Here is a 17,556-nt window from a genome sequence, read left to right on the forward strand (position 1 = left end):
TTCTCGGACCAGGAAAACGACGAACAACGACGGACACCGACAACGATACGGGGCACCCCACACCACAGCCGCGGCCCGCCCGGAGGCGGACCGCGGCTGCGCACGGCGTGCGGGACCTACTTCTCGCGCTTGAGCGCCTCCAGCGCGCGGCCCGTGACCTCGTCCACCGGCCCCATGGCCGAGATGGTCACCACCAGGCCCTGCGCCTTGTAGTAGTCGATAATCGGCTCGGTCTGCGTGTGGTAGACCTCCAGCCGCTTGCGGACCGTCTCCTCGGAGTCGTCGTCGCGCTGGTACAGCTCGCCGCCGCAGACGTCGCAGACGCCCTCCTGCTTCGGCGGGGTGTACGTCACGTGGAAGACGTGCGCCGAATTGTTCCGGCACACCCGTCGTCCCGCGATGCGCTTGACGACCTCCTCCTCCGGCGCCTCCAGGTCCAGTACCGCGTCGAGCCCCATGTCCTCGGTCTCGAGCAGCTCGTCCAGCGCCTCCGCCTGCGACACGTTCCGCGGGAAGCCGTCCAGCAGGAAGCCGCCCTCGGCGTCGGGCTGCTCCATGCGGTCCTTGGCCATCGCGATCGTGACCTCGTCCGGCACCAGGTTGCCCGCGTCCATGTAGGACTTGGCGAGCTTGCCCAGCTCGGTCTGCTGGCTGATGTTGGCGCGGAACAGGTCACCCGTGGAGATGTGCGGGATGTGCAGCGTCTCGGCAAGCCGGGTGGCCTGCGTTCCCTTACCGGCGCCCGGCGGCCCGACGAGGACGATTCGCATCAGCGGAGGAACCCTTCGTAATTGCGCTGCTGGAGCTGGCTCTCGATCTGCTTCACCGTTTCGAGACCGACACCCACGATGATCAGGATGCTCGTCCCGCCGAACGGGAAGTTCTGGTTTGCCCCGAAACCAACCAACGCCATCGTCGGTACGAGAGCGATCAGACCCAGATACAGCGAACCCGGCCAGGTGATCCGGTTGAGTACGTAGCTCAGATACTCAGCGGTCGGTCGGCCAGCCCGGATGCCCGGGATGAAGCCACCATACTTCTTCATGTTGTCCGCGACTTCCTCGGGGTTGAAGGAGATCGCCACGTAGAAGAACGCGAAGAAAACGATGAGCAAGAAGTACAGCGTGATGTAGATCGGGTGGTCGCCCTTGACCAGGTTGGCCTCGATCCAGGTCTTCCACCCGGATGTGCCGCTGGAGAACTGGGCGATCAGCGCCGGGATGTAGAGCAGCGACGACGCGAAGATGACGGGGATCACGCCCGCCTGGTTCACCTTGAGCGGGATGTAGGTGGACGTGCCCCCGTAGGAGCGGCGGCCGACCATCCGCTTGGCGTACTGCACCGGGATGCGGCGCTGGGCCTGCTCCACGAAGACCACCAGGCCGACCATGACCAGGCCGACCACGATCACGGTGCCGAACTCGATCCAGCCGCCGGCCAGGTCGCCCTGGGTCTTGATGGCCCACAGCGCGGACGGGAAGGTGGCGGCGATCGAGATGAACATCAGGATCGACATGCCGTTGCCGATGCCGCGGTCGGTGATCAGCTCACCGAGCCACATGACACAGGCCGTGCCGGCGGTCATGCAGATCACCATGACGACGGTGTAGAAGATCGCGCGGTCCGGGACGATCTGGTTGGCGACCGTGCAGCCGGAGAACAGGGCGCCGCTGCGGGCGGTGGCGACCAGGCCGGTGCCCTGCAGGATGGCGAGCGCGATGGTCAGGTACCGGGTGTACTGCGTGATCTTCGCCGTGCCGGCCTGGCCCTCCTTCTTCAGGGCCTCCAGGCGCGGGATCACCACGGTGAGCAACTGCAGAATGATGCTCGCGGTGATGTACGGCATGATGCCGAGCGCGAAGACCGTGATCTGGAGCAGCGCGCCGCCGCTGAACATGTTGACCAGACCGAAGAGGCCCTGGTTGCCCGACGCCTGGTCCACACATTCCTGGACGTTCTTGTAGTCGATGCCGGGAATCGGGATGTGGGTACCCACTCGGTACACCACGATGATGCCGAGCGTGAAGAGCAGCTTCTTGCGCAGGTCGGGCGTCTTGAACGCCCGGGCGAACGCGGTGAGCACGGTGCCTCCTGCGACCCCCGCGCTGGCGCGTCAAGGGTGACGGTCTTGAGGTTCGACTGACGACTTAACAGGTAACGGTCAACTGCCGCTCAGGGTGCCCCATGTGCGGCACCCGGGAAAGAGGGCAGTGCAGGCCACCTTACCGGCGACACCACCGCCCTAGGAACGACCAACCGGGGATACCCCATTTGTGGGTATCCCCGGTCGGGATCGCTCAAGTCATCGAGACGCCTGTGGTGTTCAGACGAGCTCGGTGACGCTGCCGCCGGCGGCGGCGATCTTCTCCTTGGCGGAGGCGGAGGCCCGGTCGACCTTCACCTCGACCGCCACGGAGATCTCGCCCTCGCCGAGGACCTTGACCAGGCTGTTCTTGCGAACGGCGCCCTTGGCGACCAGGTCCTCGACCGTGACCTCGCCACCCTGCGGGTAGAGCTTGGCCAGCTTGTCGAGGTTCACGACCTGGTACTCGGTCTTGAACGGGTTCTTGAAGCCCTTCAGCTTCGGGAGACGCATGTGGAGCGGCATCTGGCCACCCTCGAAGCTCTCCGGAACCTGGTAACGGGCCTTGGTGCCCTTCGTACCACGACCGGCCGTCTTACCCTTCGACGCCTCACCACGACCCACACGGGTCTTGGCGGTCTTGGCGCCCGGGGCGGGACGGAGGTTGTGGATCTTGAGCGGGTTGTTCTCCGCCATGATCAGTCGACCTCCTCGACCGTCACGAGGTGGCGGACGGTGTGCACCATGCCGCGGAACTCGGGACGGTCCTCCTTGACGACCACGTCGTTGACCTTCTTCAGGCCAAGCGAACGCAGGGTGTCACGGTGGTTCTGCTTGCTGCCGATGTACGACTTCGTCTGCGTGATCTTGAGCTGAGCCATTACGCAGCCCCCGCCCCGGCACGCGCACGCAGCAGGGCCGCGGGGGCGACGTCCTCGAGGGGCAGACCGCGGCGGGCCGCGATCTCCTCGGGACGCTGCAGGCCCTTCAGGGCCTCCACGGTCGCGTGCACGATGTTGATCGCGTTCGACGAGCCGAGCGACTTCGACAGCACGTCGTGGATGCCGGCGCACTCCAGCACCGCGCGCACCGGGCCACCGGCGATAACACCGGTACCGGGGGACGCGGGCTTGAGCAGCACGACACCGGCCGCCTTCTCACCCGTGATCGGGTGCGGGATGGTGCCCTGGATGCGGGGGACCTTGAAGAAGTGCTTCTTGGCCTCCTCGACACCCTTGGCGATGGCGGCCGGCACCTCCTTGGCCTTGCCGTATCCGACACCCACGGTGCCGTCACCGTCGCCCACCACGACCAGCGCGGTGAAGCTGAAGCGACGACCACCCTTCACAACCTTGGCGACGCGGTTGATCGCGACGACGCGCTCGACGTACGCGGTCTTCTCGGCGGCAGCAGCGCCGCCGTCACGGCCCTTCCGGTCCCGCCGCTCGCCGCCACCGGCACCGCTTCCGCGGCGCTGGGGTCCAGCCATTGGATTACCTCTCTCTTTCCGCTAGCTACAAGCGGCTCAGAACTTGAGCCCGGCCTCGCGGGCGGCGTCCGCCAGGGCGGCGATGCGCCCGGCGTACTGGTTGCCACCACGGTCGAACACGACGGCCTCGACACCGGCGGCCTTGGCGCGCTCGGCGACCAGGGCACCGACCTGCTTGGCCTGCGAGGACTTGTCGCCCTCGGCACCGCGGATCGAGCTGTCCAGGGTGGACGCCGACGCCAGGGTGTGGCCCTTGAGGTCGTCGATCACCTGCGCCACGATGTGGCGGTTGGAGCGGGTCACGACCAGACGGGGACGCTCCGCCGTACCCGCGACCTTCTTGCGGATGCGGATGTGACGGCGCTTGATCGCGGCGCGCTTGTAGGCGTCGCCCTTGAGGATCTTCTGCCCGTATGCCATGGCTTACTTACCCGCCTTTCCGACCTTGCGGCGGATGACTTCGCCCTCGTACTTGACGCCCTTGGCCTTGTACGGGTCGGGCTTGCGCAGCTTGCGGATGTTCGCCGCGACCTCGCCGACCTTCTGCTTGTCGATGCCCTCGACCGAGAAACGGGTCGGGGTCTCCACCTTGAAGGTGATGCCCTCGGGGGCCTCGACGAGGATCGGGTGGCTGTAGCCGAGGGAGAACTCCAGGTTCGAACCCTTGGCGACCACGCGGTAACCGACACCGCTGATCTCGAGCTTCTTCACGTAACCCTGGGTCACGCCGGTGATCATGTTCGCCACCAGCGTGCGCGACAGGCCGTGCAGGGCCTTGCTCTGACGCTCGTCGTTGGGGCGGGTGACGTTCAGAACGCCGTCCTCACCCTTGGCGATCTCGATCGGCGCCACGACGGTGTGGGTCAGCGAGCCCTTGGGCCCCTTGACCGAGACCGTCCGGCCGTCGATGGTGACGTCCACGCCGGCGGGAACCGCGATGGGGAGCTTGCCGATGCGCGACATAGCTGTTTCCTCCGTTCCCTTCTGCTACCAGACGTAGGCGAGGACTTCCCCACCCACGCCCTTCTTGCCGGCCTGCTTGTCGGTGAGGAGCCCGTGCGACGTGGAGATGATCGCCACGCCGAGGCCGCCCAGCACCTTCGGCAGGTTGGTGGACTTCGCGTACACCCGGAGGCCGGGCTTGGAGATCCGCTTGATGCCCGCGATGGAGCGCTCACGGTTGGGGCCGAACTTCAGCTCCAGGACGAGGTTCTTGCCGACCTCGGCGTCCTCGACCTTCCAGCCCGTGATGAAGCCCTCCTGCTGGAGGATCTCCGCGATGTGAGACTTGATCTTCGAGTGCGGCATCGCCACGGAGTCGTGGTACGCCGAGTTCGCGTTCCGCAGACGCGTCAGCATGTCTGCGATCGGATCAGTCATGGTCATGAATTGGCCTTCGGCCTCTCTCGCCGGGGTTTCCTGGTGCGCCATCCCTCTCCCCGATCCGAGACGGGACGGGTGCGGCGCGGTGGACCTACGGCGTAGTAAGTCGTACGGGCGCGGCAGGCGCCCAACCCCACCAGCCTAAGCCATGCGGGGGTGGGCCTCCTGCCGTCCCATTGCTTACCGAGAGCCCTGGGAGTCCGGAACTACCGGATTACCAGGAGCTCTTGGTCACGCCCGGCAGCTCGCCACGGTGAGCCATCTCACGAAGGCACACGCGGCACAGGCCGAACTTGCGGTAGACGGAGTGCGGGCGGCCGCAGCGCTGGCAGCGGGTGTACGCGCGCACACCGAACTTGGGCTTGCGAGCAGCCTTGGCAATCAGAGCCTTCTTCGCCATCTCGCTCACGCCTCCTTGAACGGGAAGCCGAGGTGACGAAGGAGGGCGCGGCCCTCGTCGTCGTTGGTCGCCGTGGTGACCACGGTGATGTCCATACCCCGGACGCGGTCGATCTTGTCCTGGTCGATCTCGTGGAACATGACCTGCTCCGTGAGACCGAAGGTGTAGTTGCCCCGGCCGTCGAACTGCTTGGGGGACAGGCCGCGGAAGTCACGGATGCGCGGGAGCGCCAGCGACAGGGTGCGGTCCAGGAACTCCCACATGCGGTCGCCACGAAGGGTGACGTGGGCACCGATCGGCTGGCCCTCGCGCAGCTTGAACTGCGCGATGGACTTGCGGGCCTTGGTGACGGCCGGCTTCTGACCGGTGATCGTGGTGAGGTCGCGGATGGCGCCCTCGATCAGCTTGGAGTCGCGGGCGGCGTCGCCCACACCCATGTTGACCACGATCTTGACGAGGCCGGGGACCTGCATGACGTTCTCGTACTTGAACTCGTCACGCAGCTTGCCCGCGATCTCCTCGCGGTACTTCGTCTTCAGACGCGGAGTGGTGGTGGTAGCCATCAGATGTCCTCACCCGTCCGCTTGGCAACGCGGATCTTGTTGCCCTCTTCGTCGAAGCGGTAACCGACGCGGGTCACGACCTTCTGACCGTCCTTCTCCACGACGAGCTGAACGTTGCTCACGTGAATGGGGGCCTCGGTGGTGACGATGCCGCCGGCCTGCGAACCACGAGCCGTGGGACCGGCCTTGGTGTGCTTCTTGACCCGGTTGACACCCTCGACCAGGACCCGGTCCTCGCGGGGGAAGGCCGCGATGACCTTGCCCTGCTTGCCCTTGTCCTTACCGGTGATGACCTGGACCAGGTCGCCCTTCTTGATCTTCATGCTCACAGCACCTCCGGCGCGAGGGAGATGATCTTCATGAACTTCTTCTCGCGCAGCTCACGGCCGACCGGGCCGAAGATACGGGTGCCGCGAGGGTCGCCGTCGTTCTTCAGAATGACGGCGGCGTTCTCGTCGAAGCGGATGTACGAGCCGTCCGGACGGCGGCGCTCCTTGACGGTGCGAACGATGACCGCCTTGACGACGTCACCCTTCTTCACGTTGCCACCGGGGATCGCGTCCTTGACGGTGGCGACGATGACGTCACCGATACCCGCGTAGCGGCGACCGGAGCCACCGAGCACACGGATGCAGAGGATCTCCTTCGCACCCGTGTTGTCGGCGACACGCAGTCGCGACTCCTGCTGGATCACGTCTATCTCCTGATCGTCTGCCGGTTCCCCGGGGGCCGTTCGAGAACGGCCCCCGGAGCCTGGCGGAACTGACCTGCGGGGTTTGCCCCGCAGGAATTACTTGGCCTTCTCGAGGATCTCGACGACGCGCCAGCGCTTGGTCGCGGACAGCGGCCGGGTCTCCATCAGGAGGACGCGGTCGCCGACACCCGCGGCGTTCTGCTCGTCGTGCGCCTTGAGCTTGTTCGTACGGCGGATGACCTTGCCGTACAGGGCGTGCTTGACGCGGTCCTCGACGGCGACGACGACGGTCTTGTCCATCTTGTCGCTGACGACGTAACCCTCGCGCGTCTTGCGGAAGCCGCGCGCGTCAGTGTTCTGCTCAGTCACGTTGTTCTCGCTCATGCGTTCTCCACCGTTTCGATGCCCAGCTCGCGCTCGCGCATCAGGGTGTAGATCCGCGCGATGTCCTTACGGACGGCCTTCAGCCGGCCGTGGTTCTCGAGCTGACCGGTCGCCGCCTGGAAACGGAGGTTGAACAGCTCTTCCTTGGCCTCGCGGAGCTTGTTGAGCAGCTCCTCGTTGCCCAGCTCGCGCAGCTCGGACGCCTTGGTACCGGCCGACATCACGCTTCACCTGCCTCGCGCTTGACGATCTTGCACTTCATCGGCAGCTTGTGAGCCGCACGGGTCAGGGCCTCGCGCGCGATCTTCTCGTTGGGGTACGACAGCTCGAACATGACGCGTCCGGGCTTGACGTTGGCCACCCACCACTCCGGCGAACCCTTACCGGAACCCATGCGGGTCTCGGCGGGCTTCTTGGTGAGGGGGCGGTCCGGGTAGATGTTGATCCAGACCTTGCCGCCACGCTTGATGTGGCGGGTCATGGCGATACGAGCCGCCTCGATCTGTCGGTTCGTGACGTACGCCGGGGTCAGCGCCTGGATACCGTACTCGCCGAACGCGACCTGCGTGCCACCCTTGGCCATACCACTGCGCTTGGGGTGGTGCTGCTTGCGGTGCTTGACCCTACGGGGGATCAGCATGTCGGTCAGCCCTCCGTTCCGGTGCTCTCAGCCGGAGCGGCAGCGGCGGGCGCCTCGGCCTTGGGGGCCTCGGCGGCCGGAGCCGTCTGCTGCTGCGGCTTGCGCCCGCGACGCTCGCCACCGCGGCCACCACGGGCCGGGCGGTCGTTGCCACCACGGGCCGGGCGGTTGCCGGCACGGGCGGCGGCGTTCTCGGCGCGGACCTCGGCGATGTTCTTGACGTCGCCCTTGTAGATCCAGACCTTCACGCCGATGCGGCCGAAGGTCGTCTTGGCCTCGAAGAAGCCGTAGTCCACGTTCGCGCGGAGCGTGTGCAGGGGCACGCGGCCCTCGCGGTAGAACTCCGAGCGGGACATCTCGGCGCCGCCGAGGCGGCCACCGCACTGGATCTTGATGCCCTTGGCGCCGGCCTTCATGGCGGACTGCATGCTCTTGCGCATGGCCCGGCGGAAGGAGACGCGGGAGGAGAGCTGCTCGGCGACGGCCTGGGCCACGAGCTGAGCGTCGGTCTCCGGGTTCTTGACCTCGAGGATGTTGAGCTGGACCTGCTTGCCGGTCAGCTTCTCCAGGTCACCGCGGATGCGGTCGGCCTCGGCGCCGCGGCGGCCGATGACGATGCCCGGACGCGCCGTGTGGATGTCCACGCGGACACGGTCACGGGTGCGCTCGATCTCGACCTTGGAGATGCCGGCGCGCTCCATGCCGGACGTCATCATCCGGCGGATGGCGACGTCTTCCTTGACGTAGTCCTTGTACAGCTTGTCGGCGTACCAACGCGACTTGAAGTCGGTCGTGACACCGAGCCGGAACCCGTGCGGGTTTACCTTCTGGCCCATTACCGGGTTCCTTCCTTGCTGCTGACGACCACGGTGATGTGGCTGGTCCGCTTGCGGATCCGGTAGGCGCGGCCCTGGGCGCGCGGCCGGAACCGCTTCAGGGTCGGGCCCTCGTCGACGTACGCCTCGGAGACGTAGAGGCTGTCGACATCGGTGTGGTCGTAGTTGTGCGCGGCGTTGGCGATGGCGCTGTCGAGCACCTTGCCGACCGGCACGCTCGCGGCCTGCGGGGCGAAACGCAGGACCGCCTGAGCCTCCGTGGCGTCCATGCCACGGATGAGGTCCACCACGCGGCGGGCCTTCATGGGCGTGACGCGGATGTACCGCGCCTGGGCCCTGGCTTCCATGGTCGTCCTTCCAGTGTCTGTCATGGTCATTCCACCCCGCCTTAGCGGCGCTTCGACTTCCGGTCGTCCTTCACGTGACCCCGGAAGGTGCGCGTCGGCGAGAACTCGCCGAGCTTGTGGCCGACCATCGACTCGGTGACGAACACCGGAATGTGGGTCTTGCCGTTGTGCACCGCGATCGTGTGGCCGAGCATGGCCGGGACGATCATCGAGCGACGGGACCAGGTCTTGATGACGTTCTTGGTACCGGCTTCGTTCTGCGCGTCCACCTTCTTGATCAGGTGGTCGTCGACGAAGGGTCCCTTCTTCAAGCTACGAGGCATCTCAACCCGTCCTTAGCGCTTCTTGTTCGTCTTGCGGCGGCGGACGATGTACTTGTTCGACGCCTTCTTGGGCGAACGAGTACGGCCTTCCTTCTTGCCCCACGGGGACACGGGGTGGCGGCCACCGGAGGTCCGGCCCTCACCACCACCGTGCGGGTGGTCCACCGGGTTCATGACCACACCGCGGACGGTCGGGCGGACGCCCAGCCACCGCTTGCGGCCGGCCTTGCCCCAGTTGATGTTGCTCTGCTCGGCGTTTCCGACCTCGCCGACGGTGGCGCGGCAGCGCACGTCGACCAGGCGGATCTCACCGGAGGGCATGCGCAGGTGGGCGTAGACGCCCTCCTTCGCCAGCAACTGCACGGAGGCACCGGCGGAGCGGGCGAACTTGGCGCCGCCACCGGGGCGCAGCTCGATCGCGTGGATCGTGGTACCCACCGGGATGTTGCGCAGGGCCAGGTTGTTGCCCGGCTTGATGTCGGCCCCGGGGCCGTTCTCCACGGTGTCGCCCTGGTGCAGGTTGCGCGGGGCGAGGATGTAGCGCTTCTCGCCGTCGGCGTAGTGCAGCAGCGCGATGCGCGCGGTGCGGTTGGGGTCGTACTCGATGTGCGCGACCTTCGCCGGCACGCCGTCCTTGTCGTGACGACGGAAGTCGATCACGCGGTAGGCGCGCTTGTGTCCGCCACCCTGGTGGCGAACGGTCACACGACCGGCGTTGTTACGGCCGCCCTTGCTGTGCAGCGGGCGAACCAGCGACTTCTCCGGCGTGGACCGCGTGACCTCGACGAAGTCGGCGACGCTGGCGCCACGACGGCCAGGAGTCGTCGGCTTGTACTTGCGGATTCCCATTGTCTCTCAGTCCTCGGAAGTGATTTCCGAAATCTGGACGATCCCGACCGCTTACGCGGTCGGACCGCCGAAGATGTCGATACGGTCGCCCTCGGCAAGGGTCACGATCGCGCGCTTGGTGGCCGCGCGCTGGCCGAAGCCGGTGCGGGTGCGCTTGCGCTTGCCCTGGCGGTTGATCGTGTTGACCCCGGTGACCTTGACCGAGAAGACCGACTGCACGGCCTCCTTGATCTGGGTCTTGTTGGCCCGCGGGTCGACGATGAACGTGTACTTGTTCTCGTCGATGAGCGCGTAGCTCTTCTCGGACACGACCGGCTTCAGCAGCACGTCACGGGGGTCCGTGTACGCCTTGCTGGCCGGGGTGACGACGGTGTTCTTGCCCTCGGTGGCGTGGCGGCGGGCCTTCTTCAGGCGCGCTTCCTTGGCCTTCTTGGCAGCCTTCGAGGCGATAGCGGGGTGACGGATGGCCATCAGACCTCGCTCCCTTCGGTGTCGGTGGCCTTCGGGCCGGACACGAAGGACTCGAACGCGGCCTGGGTGAAGACCACGTCGTCCGAGACGAGAACGTCGTACGTGTTGAGCTGGCCCGGCTCCAGGATGTGGACCTGGGGCAGGTTGCGGGCGGACAGCCACGCGGCCTCGTCGGAGCGGTCGACGACCAGGAGCAGGTTCTTGCGCTCGCTGATCTTGCCGAACAGGCTCTTGGCGGCCTTGGTGGAGGGGGTCTCGCCCTCGACCACGCCGGAGACGACGTGGATGCGGTTGTGACGCGCCCGGTCGGTGAGGGCGTGCCGCAGGGCGGCGGCCTTCATCTTCTTCGGGGTCCGCTGCGAGTAGTCGCGCGGCACGGGACCGTGCACGACGCCACCACCGGCGAACTGCGGCGCGCGGGTCGAGCCCTGGCGGGCGCGACCGGTGCCCTTCTGGCGGTACGGCTTCTTGCCACCGCCGCGGACCTCGCCACGCGTCTTGGTCTTGTGGGTGCCCTGGCGGGCAGCGGCGAGCTGGGCGACGACGACCTGGTGGATCAGCGGGATGCTGACCTTCTCAACGCCGAAGATCTCCGCGGGGAGCTCGACGGTACCGGCCTTGTCGCCAGCCGGCGAAAGGATGTCAACAGTGCTCATCGGTTACCTCAGGCCCCCTTGGCCGCGGTGCGGACCAGGACGAGGCCGCCGTTCGGACCGGGAACCGCGCCCTTGATGAGCAGCAGACCCTTCTCCGCGTCAACGGCGTGGACGGTCAGGTTCTGGGTGGTGACCCGCTCGTTGCCCATGCGACCCGCCATGCGGAGGCCCTTGAACACGCGGCCCGGGGTGGCGCAGCCACCGATGGAGCCCGGCGAGCGGTGCTTGCGCTGGGTGCCGTGTCCGGCGCCGAGGCCACCGAAGTTGTGGCGCTTCATGACACCGGCGAAGCCCTTGCCCTTGCTCTTGCCGGTCACGTCGACCTTCACGCCGGCCTCGAACACCTCGGCGGTGACTTCCTGGCCCAGCGTGTACTCGGAGGCGTCCGACGTGCGGATCTCGACGAGGTGACGACGGGGGGTGACGTCGGCCTTGGCGAAGTGGCCCTTGAGGGGCTTGTTCACCTTGCGCGGGTCGATCTCGCCGAAGGCGATCTGGACGGACTCGTAGCCGTCGACGTCGTTCGTGCGGACCTGGGTGACGACATTGGGCCCGGCCTTGACGACGGTGACGGGAACAACGCGGTTGTTCTCGTCCCACACCTGCGTCATGCCGAGCTTCTCGCCCAGGATGCCCTTGATCTGCTTAGCCATCGTTCAGATCACCGGCCTCAGAGCTTGATCTCGATGTCGACACCGGCCGGGAGGTCGAGTCGCATCAGAGAGTCAACGGTCTTGGGGGTCGGGTCGAGGATGTCGATCAGGCGCTTGTGCGTGCGCATCTCGAAGTGCTCGCGCGAGTCCTTGTACTTGTGCGGCGACTTGATGACGCAGTACACGTTCTTCTCAGTGGGCAGCGGCACCGGGCCCGCGACCGACGCACCAGTACGGGTCACCGTCTCGACGATCTTCTTCGCCGAAGAGTCGATGACCTCGTGGTCGTAGGCCTTGAGCCGGATGCGGATCTTCTGTCCCGCCATGGCTACTTCGTAGTCCTGTCTCTTCTCACGCTCTGGAACCCGGAGTTTCCTGCCGTTCGCCTTCCGACCCACGCGGTCGGGCGTGTCGCGCTCCCGCTGACACAGATGTCCCTTGTTCGAACATCCCTGCGATGGGGAGTGCGGGCCCTTCCGGAACCGCGGACCAGGGGCGAAAGCCCACCGGGCGCCTGGCCGGTACCCCGCTCACGCTTCCCGGAAGATTCCCGTACGTCCGCCCCTGATGAGGAGCGACGAGTACTGTGGGACTCGCTTCCGGTCCCCCCGGCGGGAGGCGCGCAGCATCGGCACTCGACCGAGCAACCCCGCTAGTCTGCCATACGGGGCATGGCGGACGCCAATCGGGCGCTAGAGATTACCCCGGGGGTGACGTAGGTCAAACCATGGGCCGGCCGGCGCCGGTCGCACCCGTCAGCGGGGGGGCGCGGCGATCAGTCCGCCAGGGTCCAGACGTGCGAGTCCTGCGGCGGAGCCGGTCGAATCTCCCATTCCGAGAGATCCTCCACCGAATCGCCATGCGGAAGCCTTCCGTCCTTGGGCAGGAAGTACAGCCCATAGGCCCAGTACTCCGGCTCTTCATGACACATGATGTCCGGGTAGGGATCGATATCGGCCCCCTCATACGCCGCATTGATACGCGCCACAGCTTCGGCCCGGGAAATCCCGAACCGGGTGACCAACTCGTCCGCGATCTCCCTGAAGAACCGCAGCATTCCTTCGTCAAGCACCGTCAGGAATTCCTCTGTAGTTTTCACGGACCCAGCCTCCGTAGCAAAGAATCATCGAACAGTTGGGCGGCGCGTTCCGAGTAGAGCCCCATCTGATGCCCCTTGAACTCCCCCTCGGCGCCCTTCACGAAGGGTCCCGGGTTCATCACCATGGGCCCCTCGACCATCTCATAGCCGTGCATGTCCGCGCCGGTCCGGTCGCGGCGATGACGTCTGATGAAAGCAGCCAGCTCGTCACTCGGCCCGTCGAAGATCTTACTGTTGAGCTTGTCCAACTCGCTCTTCGGCACCCGGAAGTGCAGCACTGCGGGAATGTCGTTGTTTCTGCCCGCCAATCGGTGCGCCCACCTCAGAGCCTGCCTCGGGCTGTTCGTCACATAGAAACCCCCGAATCCGAAATCCATCGGCCTCGGCGAAATGACAGGGTTAATCCCGTTGGCGATGATGTTGTCCGCCGCGCTTCCATAGGTGCCGTGGTACAGATCCACCGTGCACGGCGCCTTCAGCCCCAGTGGGTCTTTCCACTGCAGTGGGTTTTTTACGTACGCGTGGTGATTCGGGGACGGTGTGCGGCCCAGCGGGTCGGGGCTCAGGTAGCGGGCCGTGGCGGGCTCGTAGTAGCGGTGGTGGTTGTAGTGGAGCCCGGTCTCCGCGTCGTAGTACTGGCCCGGGAACCGTAGCGGGCAGTCGACGGGGCGGTCGCGGGCCGCCTCCAGGGGGACGCCCCACAGGGTCGATGGCTGGGTCCAGACGGTGGTGCCGTCGGTGTCGAGCAGTTCGGTCGGTGTGCCCAGGAGGTCGGTGACGATGGCGTAGAAGCGTTCGTCGATCTCGTCCTGGGGGGTGTCCGGTCCGACGGGGCCGGTCGCGCGGACGCGCTGGCTGACGGGGGTCGGGCCGTCCGTCCAGTCCCAGGACGTGCTGACTGTGCCGTCCGTCTGCTCGGCGAGGTCGTCCTGGTCCCAGAAGTAGCGCGTCTGCTCGACGACGGTCGTGCCGTCGTCCGCCAGCAGTCGCTTCGCCACCCGCCGGCCGACCGGGTCGTAGACATAGCGCCAGTGGCGGCCGTCCGGGGTCAGGACGTCCGTGAGCTGGTCCTCCGCGTTCCAGGTGTAGCGCCACTCGCGTCTGCCGCCGGACAGCAGCCTGGTGATCCGCCGGACCACCCGTCCCTGGGCGTCGTGGTGGTAGCGCGTACGGCCGGCCCGCTCGATGAGGGTCCCCGAGTAGCTGCGCTCGCCGGGACCGGGGTCGTTCTCTCGTACGGGGGCCGAGGTCTCGAAGGCGACGAGGTTGCCGAGGATGTCGTACCGGTAGTCCTCGTCCCAGCCCGCCCCGCCTCGCGCGGCGGTCACCCGGCCGGCCCGGTCGAGGGCGAAGGTGCGCTCCCCGTGCCGGGAGTCCGTCACGGCCGTCAGGGCGCCGTCGGCCCGGTGCTGGAAGAGCTGCCGCCTGGTCTCCCCGGCCCGCGTGACGACGGTCTGCGTCGTGCGCAGCCGCTCCGCGTCCCACTCATGGGTCAGCCGCGCCGCAGCGCCGAGCGCCCGCTCGATCTCGCGGCCCGCCACGTCGTACTGGAAGTCGACCCGGTGCTCGCCGGCCCATTGCGCCATCGCGCGCCGGTCGAGTTCGTACGTCCAGCGGGTGACCGCGCCGCTGGGGGTCCGGCGGGCAGTGCGGCGTCCGGTGGGGTCGTACTCGGACCTGACCTCGTGCCCGTTCCACGCCTCCGCGAGCAGCCGGCCGGCCGGATCGTACTCGCGGGTGAGTTCGACGTCCGCGTTGCGGGCCCGGACGAGCCTGCCGAGCGGGTCGTACGCGTAGGCGGTGGTGCCGCCGGCCTTCATGGCGACGACGTTGCCGAGCACGTCGTGGCGGAGCCTGGTGGTCTGTCCGGCCCCGTTGGTGCGTTCGACCAACTGGCCCGCGGCGTCGTAGCGGTAGGTCAGCGTGCGGCCGTTGAAGTCCGTCTCGGAGACGAGCCGGCCGATGCCGTCGTACTCGTAGCTCCAGCGCTGCCCCGCGGCGTTGGTGACGCTTCTGAGCCGCAGTTCGGTGTCGTAGGCGAAGCGCTCCAGCGTCCCGTCCTCGTCCTCGCGCAGGGTGCAGAGGTCGAAGTGGGTGTTCTCGTATCTGGTGCGGCGGCCGTTCGAGGAGCGGTACTCCAAGGGGTTGCCCTCGGCGTCGTACGACCACTGCTCGACGGTCCCGTCGGGCAGGTGGCGCCACGCGATGCGGCCCTCCAGGGTCCAGCCGACGCGTGTGACCTGCCCGAAGGTGTCGGTGAGCGCGGTGATCCGGCCGAACGCGTCCCGCACGAAGGCGCTGGTCGCTCCCAGCGCGTCGGTGGTGCCGACGACGAGACCGGCCGCGTCGTTGACGAGGGTCTGCCGGCGGGTGCCCAGCGGATCGGTGACGCCGGTGACCGCGCCGCGTTCGTCGAAGGTGACGGACGTGGTCGCGCCCAGCGGGTCGACGACCGCGATCCGGTTGCCCCGGTCGTCGTAGACCGACTCCCAGGTGCTGCCGTCCGGCTGCGTCACCCTGGTGACCTGGCCGTGCTCGTCGTACTCCCGGCGGATGACGCCGCCGTCGGGGCGCGTGATCCCGGTGACGTTGCCGTGCCGGTCGTGGTGGTAGCGGGTGGTGCGGCCGAGTTGGTCCGTGAGCTCCACCAGTTGCCCGTCCGCGTCCCACCTCCGGGTGACCGTGTGTCCCAGCGGGTCCGTCTCCCGGACCGGCAGGAGGTCCTCGGTGAAGGTGTAGGCGATCGAGTGGCCGAGGGAGTCCGTGGCCACGGTGGTGCGGGTCTCGTCGTCGTAGGCGTAGGAGTAGGCCAGTACGCCGCTGTCTCCGCCGGTACGGACGCAGCGGCCGGTGTCGTCGTACGTGTAGCGGTACCAGTCACCGGTCCTGCTCCGCCAGCCGGTGATCCGCTGCGCCGCGTCGTAGCGGTAGCGCTGGGGCACGGCGGAGGAGTCGACGGCACCGGTGAGCCGGCCGGTCCCGTCGTACTCGTAGCCGACCAGTCGTGGCTGGTCGGGGGCGCTGAGCAGGGTCAGGGCGGTGATGCGGCCGGAGGCGGTGGTGACGCCGATCCGGTATCCGCCGTGGTGGACCAGCTCGCTCGGTGACCCGTCCGCCCGGTAGCGCACCTCGATGGAGTTGCCGTTGCGGTCGGTGACGCCGACGAGCGGGAGTTCCGCCTCCCGGCCGCCCGGGACCCGCCCGAAGCGCAGGGTCGTACGGCTCTCGGGCTGCCGCAGCAGGATGTCGGCGTCCGGTGAGCCGTCCCAGCTCAGCCGCCAGTCGGGGCCGAAGACCGGCCGCATCTGCGCACCGGGTTCCGGGATCGCGTAGTACAGCACGGTCCCGTCGGCCCCGATGAACCGGATGCCGTCCGTGTCGAGCAGCAGGCGCTGGTCCAGGGTGGAGGTCCAGCTCGCGCCGAACCAGCGGCCCGCCGTCACTCCGCTGCGGTGGCTTCGTTCCAGTACGAGGGGCAGTACGCCGGGCAGGGCCACGTCGGTGATCGACATGACCATCTGGCCGGTGGCCATGTCGATCGGGTCGCCGCAGGTGAAGAGGTTCTTCATCGACCGGCCCAGACCCTTCAGGCGCGGTCCCATCCCCCTCAGGCCCAGGGCCATGCCCTTGAGCCCGGTCCTGCCCAGGGCCTTGAGCCCCTTGGCCAGTCCCCCGAGCGTCGTCAGCCCCTTCATCCCGGGTACGCAGTCCAGTGCCGCCAGTCCCACGTCCCACAGGGACGCCTGGCCTCTGGAGTATTTGTGGAGGGTGTCGGCGAGGACCACCAGGGCCGCCACCAGGACGATCGCGCCGAGGATCGGGCCGCCGATGATCATCGCGATGATGCCGACGACGGCGACGACGACCTTGCAGACGGCGACAATGGTGTCCCAGTTGTCGGTGAACCAGTCGCCGGCCTCCTCCCACCAGGACCGGTTCCGGATGCCCGCGTCCGATGCCTCGTCGATCTTCGTCTTGGCCTCGCGGGCGGCCTCCTCGCGCATCTTCCGCGCGTCCTCGGCCATCTTCTTCGCCGCGGCCAGCGCGTCCTCGGCGTCGTCGACGGCCGACCGCGCCGTGGTGCGGGCGCTCTGGGCGTGCCGAACGTCGCGGGTCGCGGCACGCACCTTCGCCTCGTCCGGCTGGTCCGCGTCCGACCTGCGGCTGGAAGGGTCGTCCTGGTACTTGTCGGCTTCCTTCGTCGCCGCCGTCAGCCAGGAGTCGGCCGAGGAGAGCCGCCGTTGCGCGGCGGAGAGGTCCTCCCGGGCCTCCCGCGCCTTCCTGAGCGCCTTGTCCGCCAGTGCCTGGGCCCGCTCCAGCTTCGGCCAGTAGTCCGCCAGCGCGTCCCCGCACATCGTGTACGAGGTGTGCAGCTTCCTCAGGTTCTTCGGTACGCCGGAGAACTCGTCCTTGAAGACGGTGGCCGACTTGCCCGCCCACTCCGCCAGGGTGCCCTCCCCGGCCATCCCCTTGACCAGGCGCAGCGCGTCGGAGACGTCGTCGGCGAAGTCGTGCAGCGTCTTCGCCAGTTGGCGCACCCGGTCCGGGTCGCCGGGGGTCGGGTCCCGGTCCAGGTCGAGGACGTGCCAATCCGCCGGCCTGTGGCCCGCCATGCCGCAACCCCCGTATCACCAGCACCTGCCGTAGCCCCCGCGAATGTACAAGGCGCGTCAGGACCGCGAAAGG

General features: G+C 67.6%; 25 protein-coding genes. All 25 read right to left on the reverse strand.

Annotated elements, in window-relative coordinates:
- Positions 1–116: 116 nt before the first annotated feature.
- Complete coding sequence (locus IE316_RS21605; protein WP_190206079.1) at positions 117–770, reverse strand: adenylate kinase; 654 nt, start codon at positions 768–770, stop codon at positions 117–119.
- Positions 770–2,083: a preprotein translocase subunit SecY gene (gene secY, locus IE316_RS21610; protein ID WP_190206080.1), complete on the reverse strand. Its 1,314-nt coding sequence runs from the start codon at positions 2,081–2,083 to the stop codon at positions 770–772. The genes IE316_RS21605 and secY overlap by 1 nt, the downstream gene beginning before the upstream one ends.
- A 240-nt stretch (positions 2,084–2,323) precedes the next feature.
- A complete protein-coding gene (rplO, locus tag IE316_RS21615; RefSeq protein WP_190206081.1) occupies positions 2,324–2,779 on the reverse strand; it encodes a 50S ribosomal protein L15 in 456 nt (151 codons plus the stop codon).
- A gap of 2 nt (positions 2,780–2,781) precedes the next feature.
- Positions 2,782–2,964: a 50S ribosomal protein L30 gene (gene rpmD / locus IE316_RS21620; protein WP_190206082.1), complete on the reverse strand. Its 183-nt coding sequence runs from the start codon at positions 2,962–2,964 to the stop codon at positions 2,782–2,784.
- Positions 2,964–3,572 (reverse strand): 30S ribosomal protein S5, encoded by a 609-nt coding sequence (gene rpsE / locus IE316_RS21625; RefSeq protein ID WP_108954805.1) that lies wholly within the window; start codon positions 3,570–3,572, stop codon positions 2,964–2,966. Before rpsE ends, rpmD begins: the two co-directional genes overlap by 1 nt.
- A gap of 36 nt (positions 3,573–3,608) precedes the next feature.
- Entirely contained in the window at positions 3,609–3,992 is a 384-nt protein-coding gene (rplR, locus tag IE316_RS21630; protein WP_190206083.1) for a 50S ribosomal protein L18, read from the reverse strand.
- Positions 3,993–3,995: 3 nt separating this feature from the next.
- A complete protein-coding gene (rplF, locus tag IE316_RS21635) occupies positions 3,996–4,535 on the reverse strand; it encodes a 50S ribosomal protein L6 (protein ID WP_190206084.1) in 540 nt (179 codons plus the stop codon).
- Between the two features lie 24 nt (positions 4,536–4,559).
- The gene (rpsH, locus tag IE316_RS21640) at positions 4,560–4,958 is read right to left on the reverse strand and encodes a 30S ribosomal protein S8 (RefSeq protein ID WP_004984520.1); all 399 of its coding nucleotides are present in this window, start codon (positions 4,956–4,958) and stop codon (positions 4,560–4,562) included.
- A 211-nt stretch (positions 4,959–5,169) separates the two neighbouring features.
- Positions 5,170–5,355, reverse strand: a complete 186-nt coding sequence (locus IE316_RS21645) for a type Z 30S ribosomal protein S14 (RefSeq protein WP_003956452.1) — start codon at positions 5,353–5,355, stop codon at positions 5,170–5,172.
- A 5-nt stretch (positions 5,356–5,360) separates the two neighbouring features.
- A complete protein-coding gene (gene rplE / locus IE316_RS21650) occupies positions 5,361–5,918 on the reverse strand; it encodes a 50S ribosomal protein L5 (RefSeq protein WP_079308657.1) in 558 nt (185 codons plus the stop codon).
- Positions 5,918–6,241 (reverse strand): 50S ribosomal protein L24, encoded by a 324-nt coding sequence (rplX, locus tag IE316_RS21655; protein WP_190206085.1) that lies wholly within the window; start codon positions 6,239–6,241, stop codon positions 5,918–5,920. The genes rplE and rplX overlap by 1 nt, the downstream gene beginning before the upstream one ends.
- 2 nt (positions 6,242–6,243) lie before the next feature.
- Positions 6,244–6,612 (reverse strand): 50S ribosomal protein L14, encoded by a 369-nt coding sequence (gene rplN, locus IE316_RS21660; RefSeq protein ID WP_003998823.1) that lies wholly within the window; start codon positions 6,610–6,612, stop codon positions 6,244–6,246.
- Positions 6,613–6,708: 96 nt separating this feature from the next.
- Positions 6,709–6,996 carry a 30S ribosomal protein S17 gene (rpsQ, locus tag IE316_RS21665; protein ID WP_190206086.1) on the reverse strand — a complete coding sequence of 96 codons (288 nt, stop codon included), beginning with the start codon at positions 6,994–6,996 and terminating at the stop codon, positions 6,709–6,711.
- Positions 6,993–7,217 (reverse strand): 50S ribosomal protein L29, encoded by a 225-nt coding sequence (gene rpmC / locus IE316_RS21670; protein WP_059079052.1) that lies wholly within the window; start codon positions 7,215–7,217, stop codon positions 6,993–6,995. Before rpmC ends, rpsQ begins: the two co-directional genes overlap by 4 nt.
- Complete coding sequence (gene rplP / locus IE316_RS21675) at positions 7,217–7,636, reverse strand: 50S ribosomal protein L16 (protein ID WP_190206087.1); 420 nt, start codon at positions 7,634–7,636, stop codon at positions 7,217–7,219. Before rplP ends, rpmC begins: the two co-directional genes overlap by 1 nt.
- A gap of 5 nt (positions 7,637–7,641) precedes the next feature.
- On the reverse strand, positions 7,642–8,472 hold the full coding sequence (gene rpsC, locus IE316_RS21680; RefSeq protein WP_190206088.1) for a 30S ribosomal protein S3: 831 nt from the start codon (positions 8,470–8,472) through the stop codon (positions 7,642–7,644).
- Positions 8,472–8,819: a 50S ribosomal protein L22 gene (rplV, locus tag IE316_RS21685; protein ID WP_159668538.1), complete on the reverse strand. Its 348-nt coding sequence runs from the start codon at positions 8,817–8,819 to the stop codon at positions 8,472–8,474. Before rplV ends, rpsC begins: the two co-directional genes overlap by 1 nt.
- A gap of 41 nt (positions 8,820–8,860) precedes the next feature.
- A complete protein-coding gene (gene rpsS / locus IE316_RS21690) occupies positions 8,861–9,142 on the reverse strand; it encodes a 30S ribosomal protein S19 (RefSeq protein ID WP_010036728.1) in 282 nt (93 codons plus the stop codon).
- Positions 9,143–9,154: 12 nt separating this feature from the next.
- The gene (gene rplB, locus IE316_RS21695) at positions 9,155–9,991 is read right to left on the reverse strand and encodes a 50S ribosomal protein L2 (protein ID WP_190206089.1); all 837 of its coding nucleotides are present in this window, start codon (positions 9,989–9,991) and stop codon (positions 9,155–9,157) included.
- A 51-nt stretch (positions 9,992–10,042) separates the two neighbouring features.
- On the reverse strand, positions 10,043–10,462 hold the full coding sequence (rplW, locus tag IE316_RS21700) for a 50S ribosomal protein L23 (protein ID WP_190206090.1): 420 nt from the start codon (positions 10,460–10,462) through the stop codon (positions 10,043–10,045).
- Positions 10,462–11,118, reverse strand: a complete 657-nt coding sequence (rplD, locus tag IE316_RS21705; protein ID WP_190206091.1) for a 50S ribosomal protein L4 — start codon at positions 11,116–11,118, stop codon at positions 10,462–10,464. Before rplD ends, rplW begins: the two co-directional genes overlap by 1 nt.
- Before the next feature lie 8 nt (positions 11,119–11,126).
- Positions 11,127–11,771 carry a 50S ribosomal protein L3 gene (rplC, locus tag IE316_RS21710; protein WP_004984533.1) on the reverse strand — a complete coding sequence of 215 codons (645 nt, stop codon included), beginning with the start codon at positions 11,769–11,771 and terminating at the stop codon, positions 11,127–11,129.
- Positions 11,772–11,788: 17 nt separating this feature from the next.
- Positions 11,789–12,097 (reverse strand): 30S ribosomal protein S10, encoded by a 309-nt coding sequence (gene rpsJ, locus IE316_RS21715; RefSeq protein ID WP_003948644.1) that lies wholly within the window; start codon positions 12,095–12,097, stop codon positions 11,789–11,791.
- 449 nt (positions 12,098–12,546) lie between these two features.
- Positions 12,547–12,870: a hypothetical protein gene (locus IE316_RS21720; protein ID WP_190206092.1), complete on the reverse strand. Its 324-nt coding sequence runs from the start codon at positions 12,868–12,870 to the stop codon at positions 12,547–12,549.
- On the reverse strand, positions 12,867–17,483 hold the full coding sequence (locus IE316_RS36285) for a DUF6531 domain-containing protein (RefSeq protein ID WP_190206093.1): 4,617 nt from the start codon (positions 17,481–17,483) through the stop codon (positions 12,867–12,869). Before IE316_RS36285 ends, IE316_RS21720 begins: the two co-directional genes overlap by 4 nt.
- Between the last annotated feature and the right edge of the window lie 73 nt (positions 17,484–17,556).

It is taken from the genome of Streptomyces fumanus, assembly GCF_014655295.1.
GTDB lineage: Bacteria > Actinomycetota > Actinomycetes > Streptomycetales > Streptomycetaceae > Streptomyces > Streptomyces fumanus.

Bases quoted from the DNA above. Each gene is read 5' to 3' on its own strand.
- IE316_RS21605 (WP_190206079.1), bottom strand. From the start codon at position 770: ATGCGAATCGTCCTCGTCGGGCCGCCGGGCGCCGGTAAGGGAACGCAG.
- rplO (WP_190206081.1), bottom strand. From the start codon at position 2,779: ATGGCGGAGAACAACCCGCTCAAGATCCACAACCTCCGTCCCGCCCCG.
- rpmD (WP_190206082.1), bottom strand. From the start codon at position 2,964: ATGGCTCAGCTCAAGATCACGCAGACGAAGTCGTACATCGGCAGCAAG.
- rpsE (WP_108954805.1), bottom strand. From the start codon at position 3,572: ATGGCTGGACCCCAGCGCCGCGGAAGCGGTGCCGGTGGCGGCGAGCGG.
- rplR (WP_190206083.1), bottom strand. From the start codon at position 3,992: ATGGCATACGGGCAGAAGATCCTCAAGGGCGACGCCTACAAGCGCGCC.
- rplF (WP_190206084.1), bottom strand. From the start codon at position 4,535: ATGTCGCGCATCGGCAAGCTCCCCATCGCGGTTCCCGCCGGCGTGGAC.
- rpsH (WP_004984520.1), bottom strand. From the start codon at position 4,958: ATGACCATGACTGATCCGATCGCAGACATGCTGACGCGTCTGCGGAAC.
- IE316_RS21645 (WP_003956452.1), bottom strand. From the start codon at position 5,355: ATGGCGAAGAAGGCTCTGATTGCCAAGGCTGCTCGCAAGCCCAAGTTC.
- rplE (WP_079308657.1), bottom strand. From the start codon at position 5,918: ATGGCTACCACCACCACTCCGCGTCTGAAGACGAAGTACCGCGAGGAG.
- rplX (WP_190206085.1), bottom strand. From the start codon at position 6,241: ATGAAGATCAAGAAGGGCGACCTGGTCCAGGTCATCACCGGTAAGGAC.
- rpsQ (WP_190206086.1), bottom strand. From the start codon at position 6,996: ATGAGCGAGAACAACGTGACTGAGCAGAACACTGACGCGCGCGGCTTC.
- rpmC (WP_059079052.1), bottom strand. From the start codon at position 7,217: ATGTCGGCCGGTACCAAGGCGTCCGAGCTGCGCGAGCTGGGCAACGAG.
- rplP (WP_190206087.1), bottom strand. From the start codon at position 7,636: ATGCTGATCCCCCGTAGGGTCAAGCACCGCAAGCAGCACCACCCCAAG.
- rpsC (WP_190206088.1), bottom strand. From the start codon at position 8,472: ATGGGCCAGAAGGTAAACCCGCACGGGTTCCGGCTCGGTGTCACGACC.
- rplV (WP_159668538.1), bottom strand. From the start codon at position 8,819: ATGGAAGCCAGGGCCCAGGCGCGGTACATCCGCGTCACGCCCATGAAG.
- rpsS (WP_010036728.1), bottom strand. From the start codon at position 9,142: ATGCCTCGTAGCTTGAAGAAGGGACCCTTCGTCGACGACCACCTGATC.
- rplB (WP_190206089.1), bottom strand. From the start codon at position 9,991: ATGGGAATCCGCAAGTACAAGCCGACGACTCCTGGCCGTCGTGGCGCC.
- rplW (WP_190206090.1), bottom strand. From the start codon at position 10,462: ATGGCCATCCGTCACCCCGCTATCGCCTCGAAGGCTGCCAAGAAGGCC.
- rplD (WP_190206091.1), bottom strand. From the start codon at position 11,118: ATGAGCACTGTTGACATCCTTTCGCCGGCTGGCGACAAGGCCGGTACC.
- rplC (WP_004984533.1), bottom strand. From the start codon at position 11,771: ATGGCTAAGCAGATCAAGGGCATCCTGGGCGAGAAGCTCGGCATGACG.
- rpsJ (WP_003948644.1), bottom strand. From the start codon at position 12,097: ATGGCGGGACAGAAGATCCGCATCCGGCTCAAGGCCTACGACCACGAG.
- IE316_RS36285 (WP_190206093.1), bottom strand. From the start codon at position 17,483: ATGGCGGGCCACAGGCCGGCGGATTGGCACGTCCTCGACCTGGACCGG.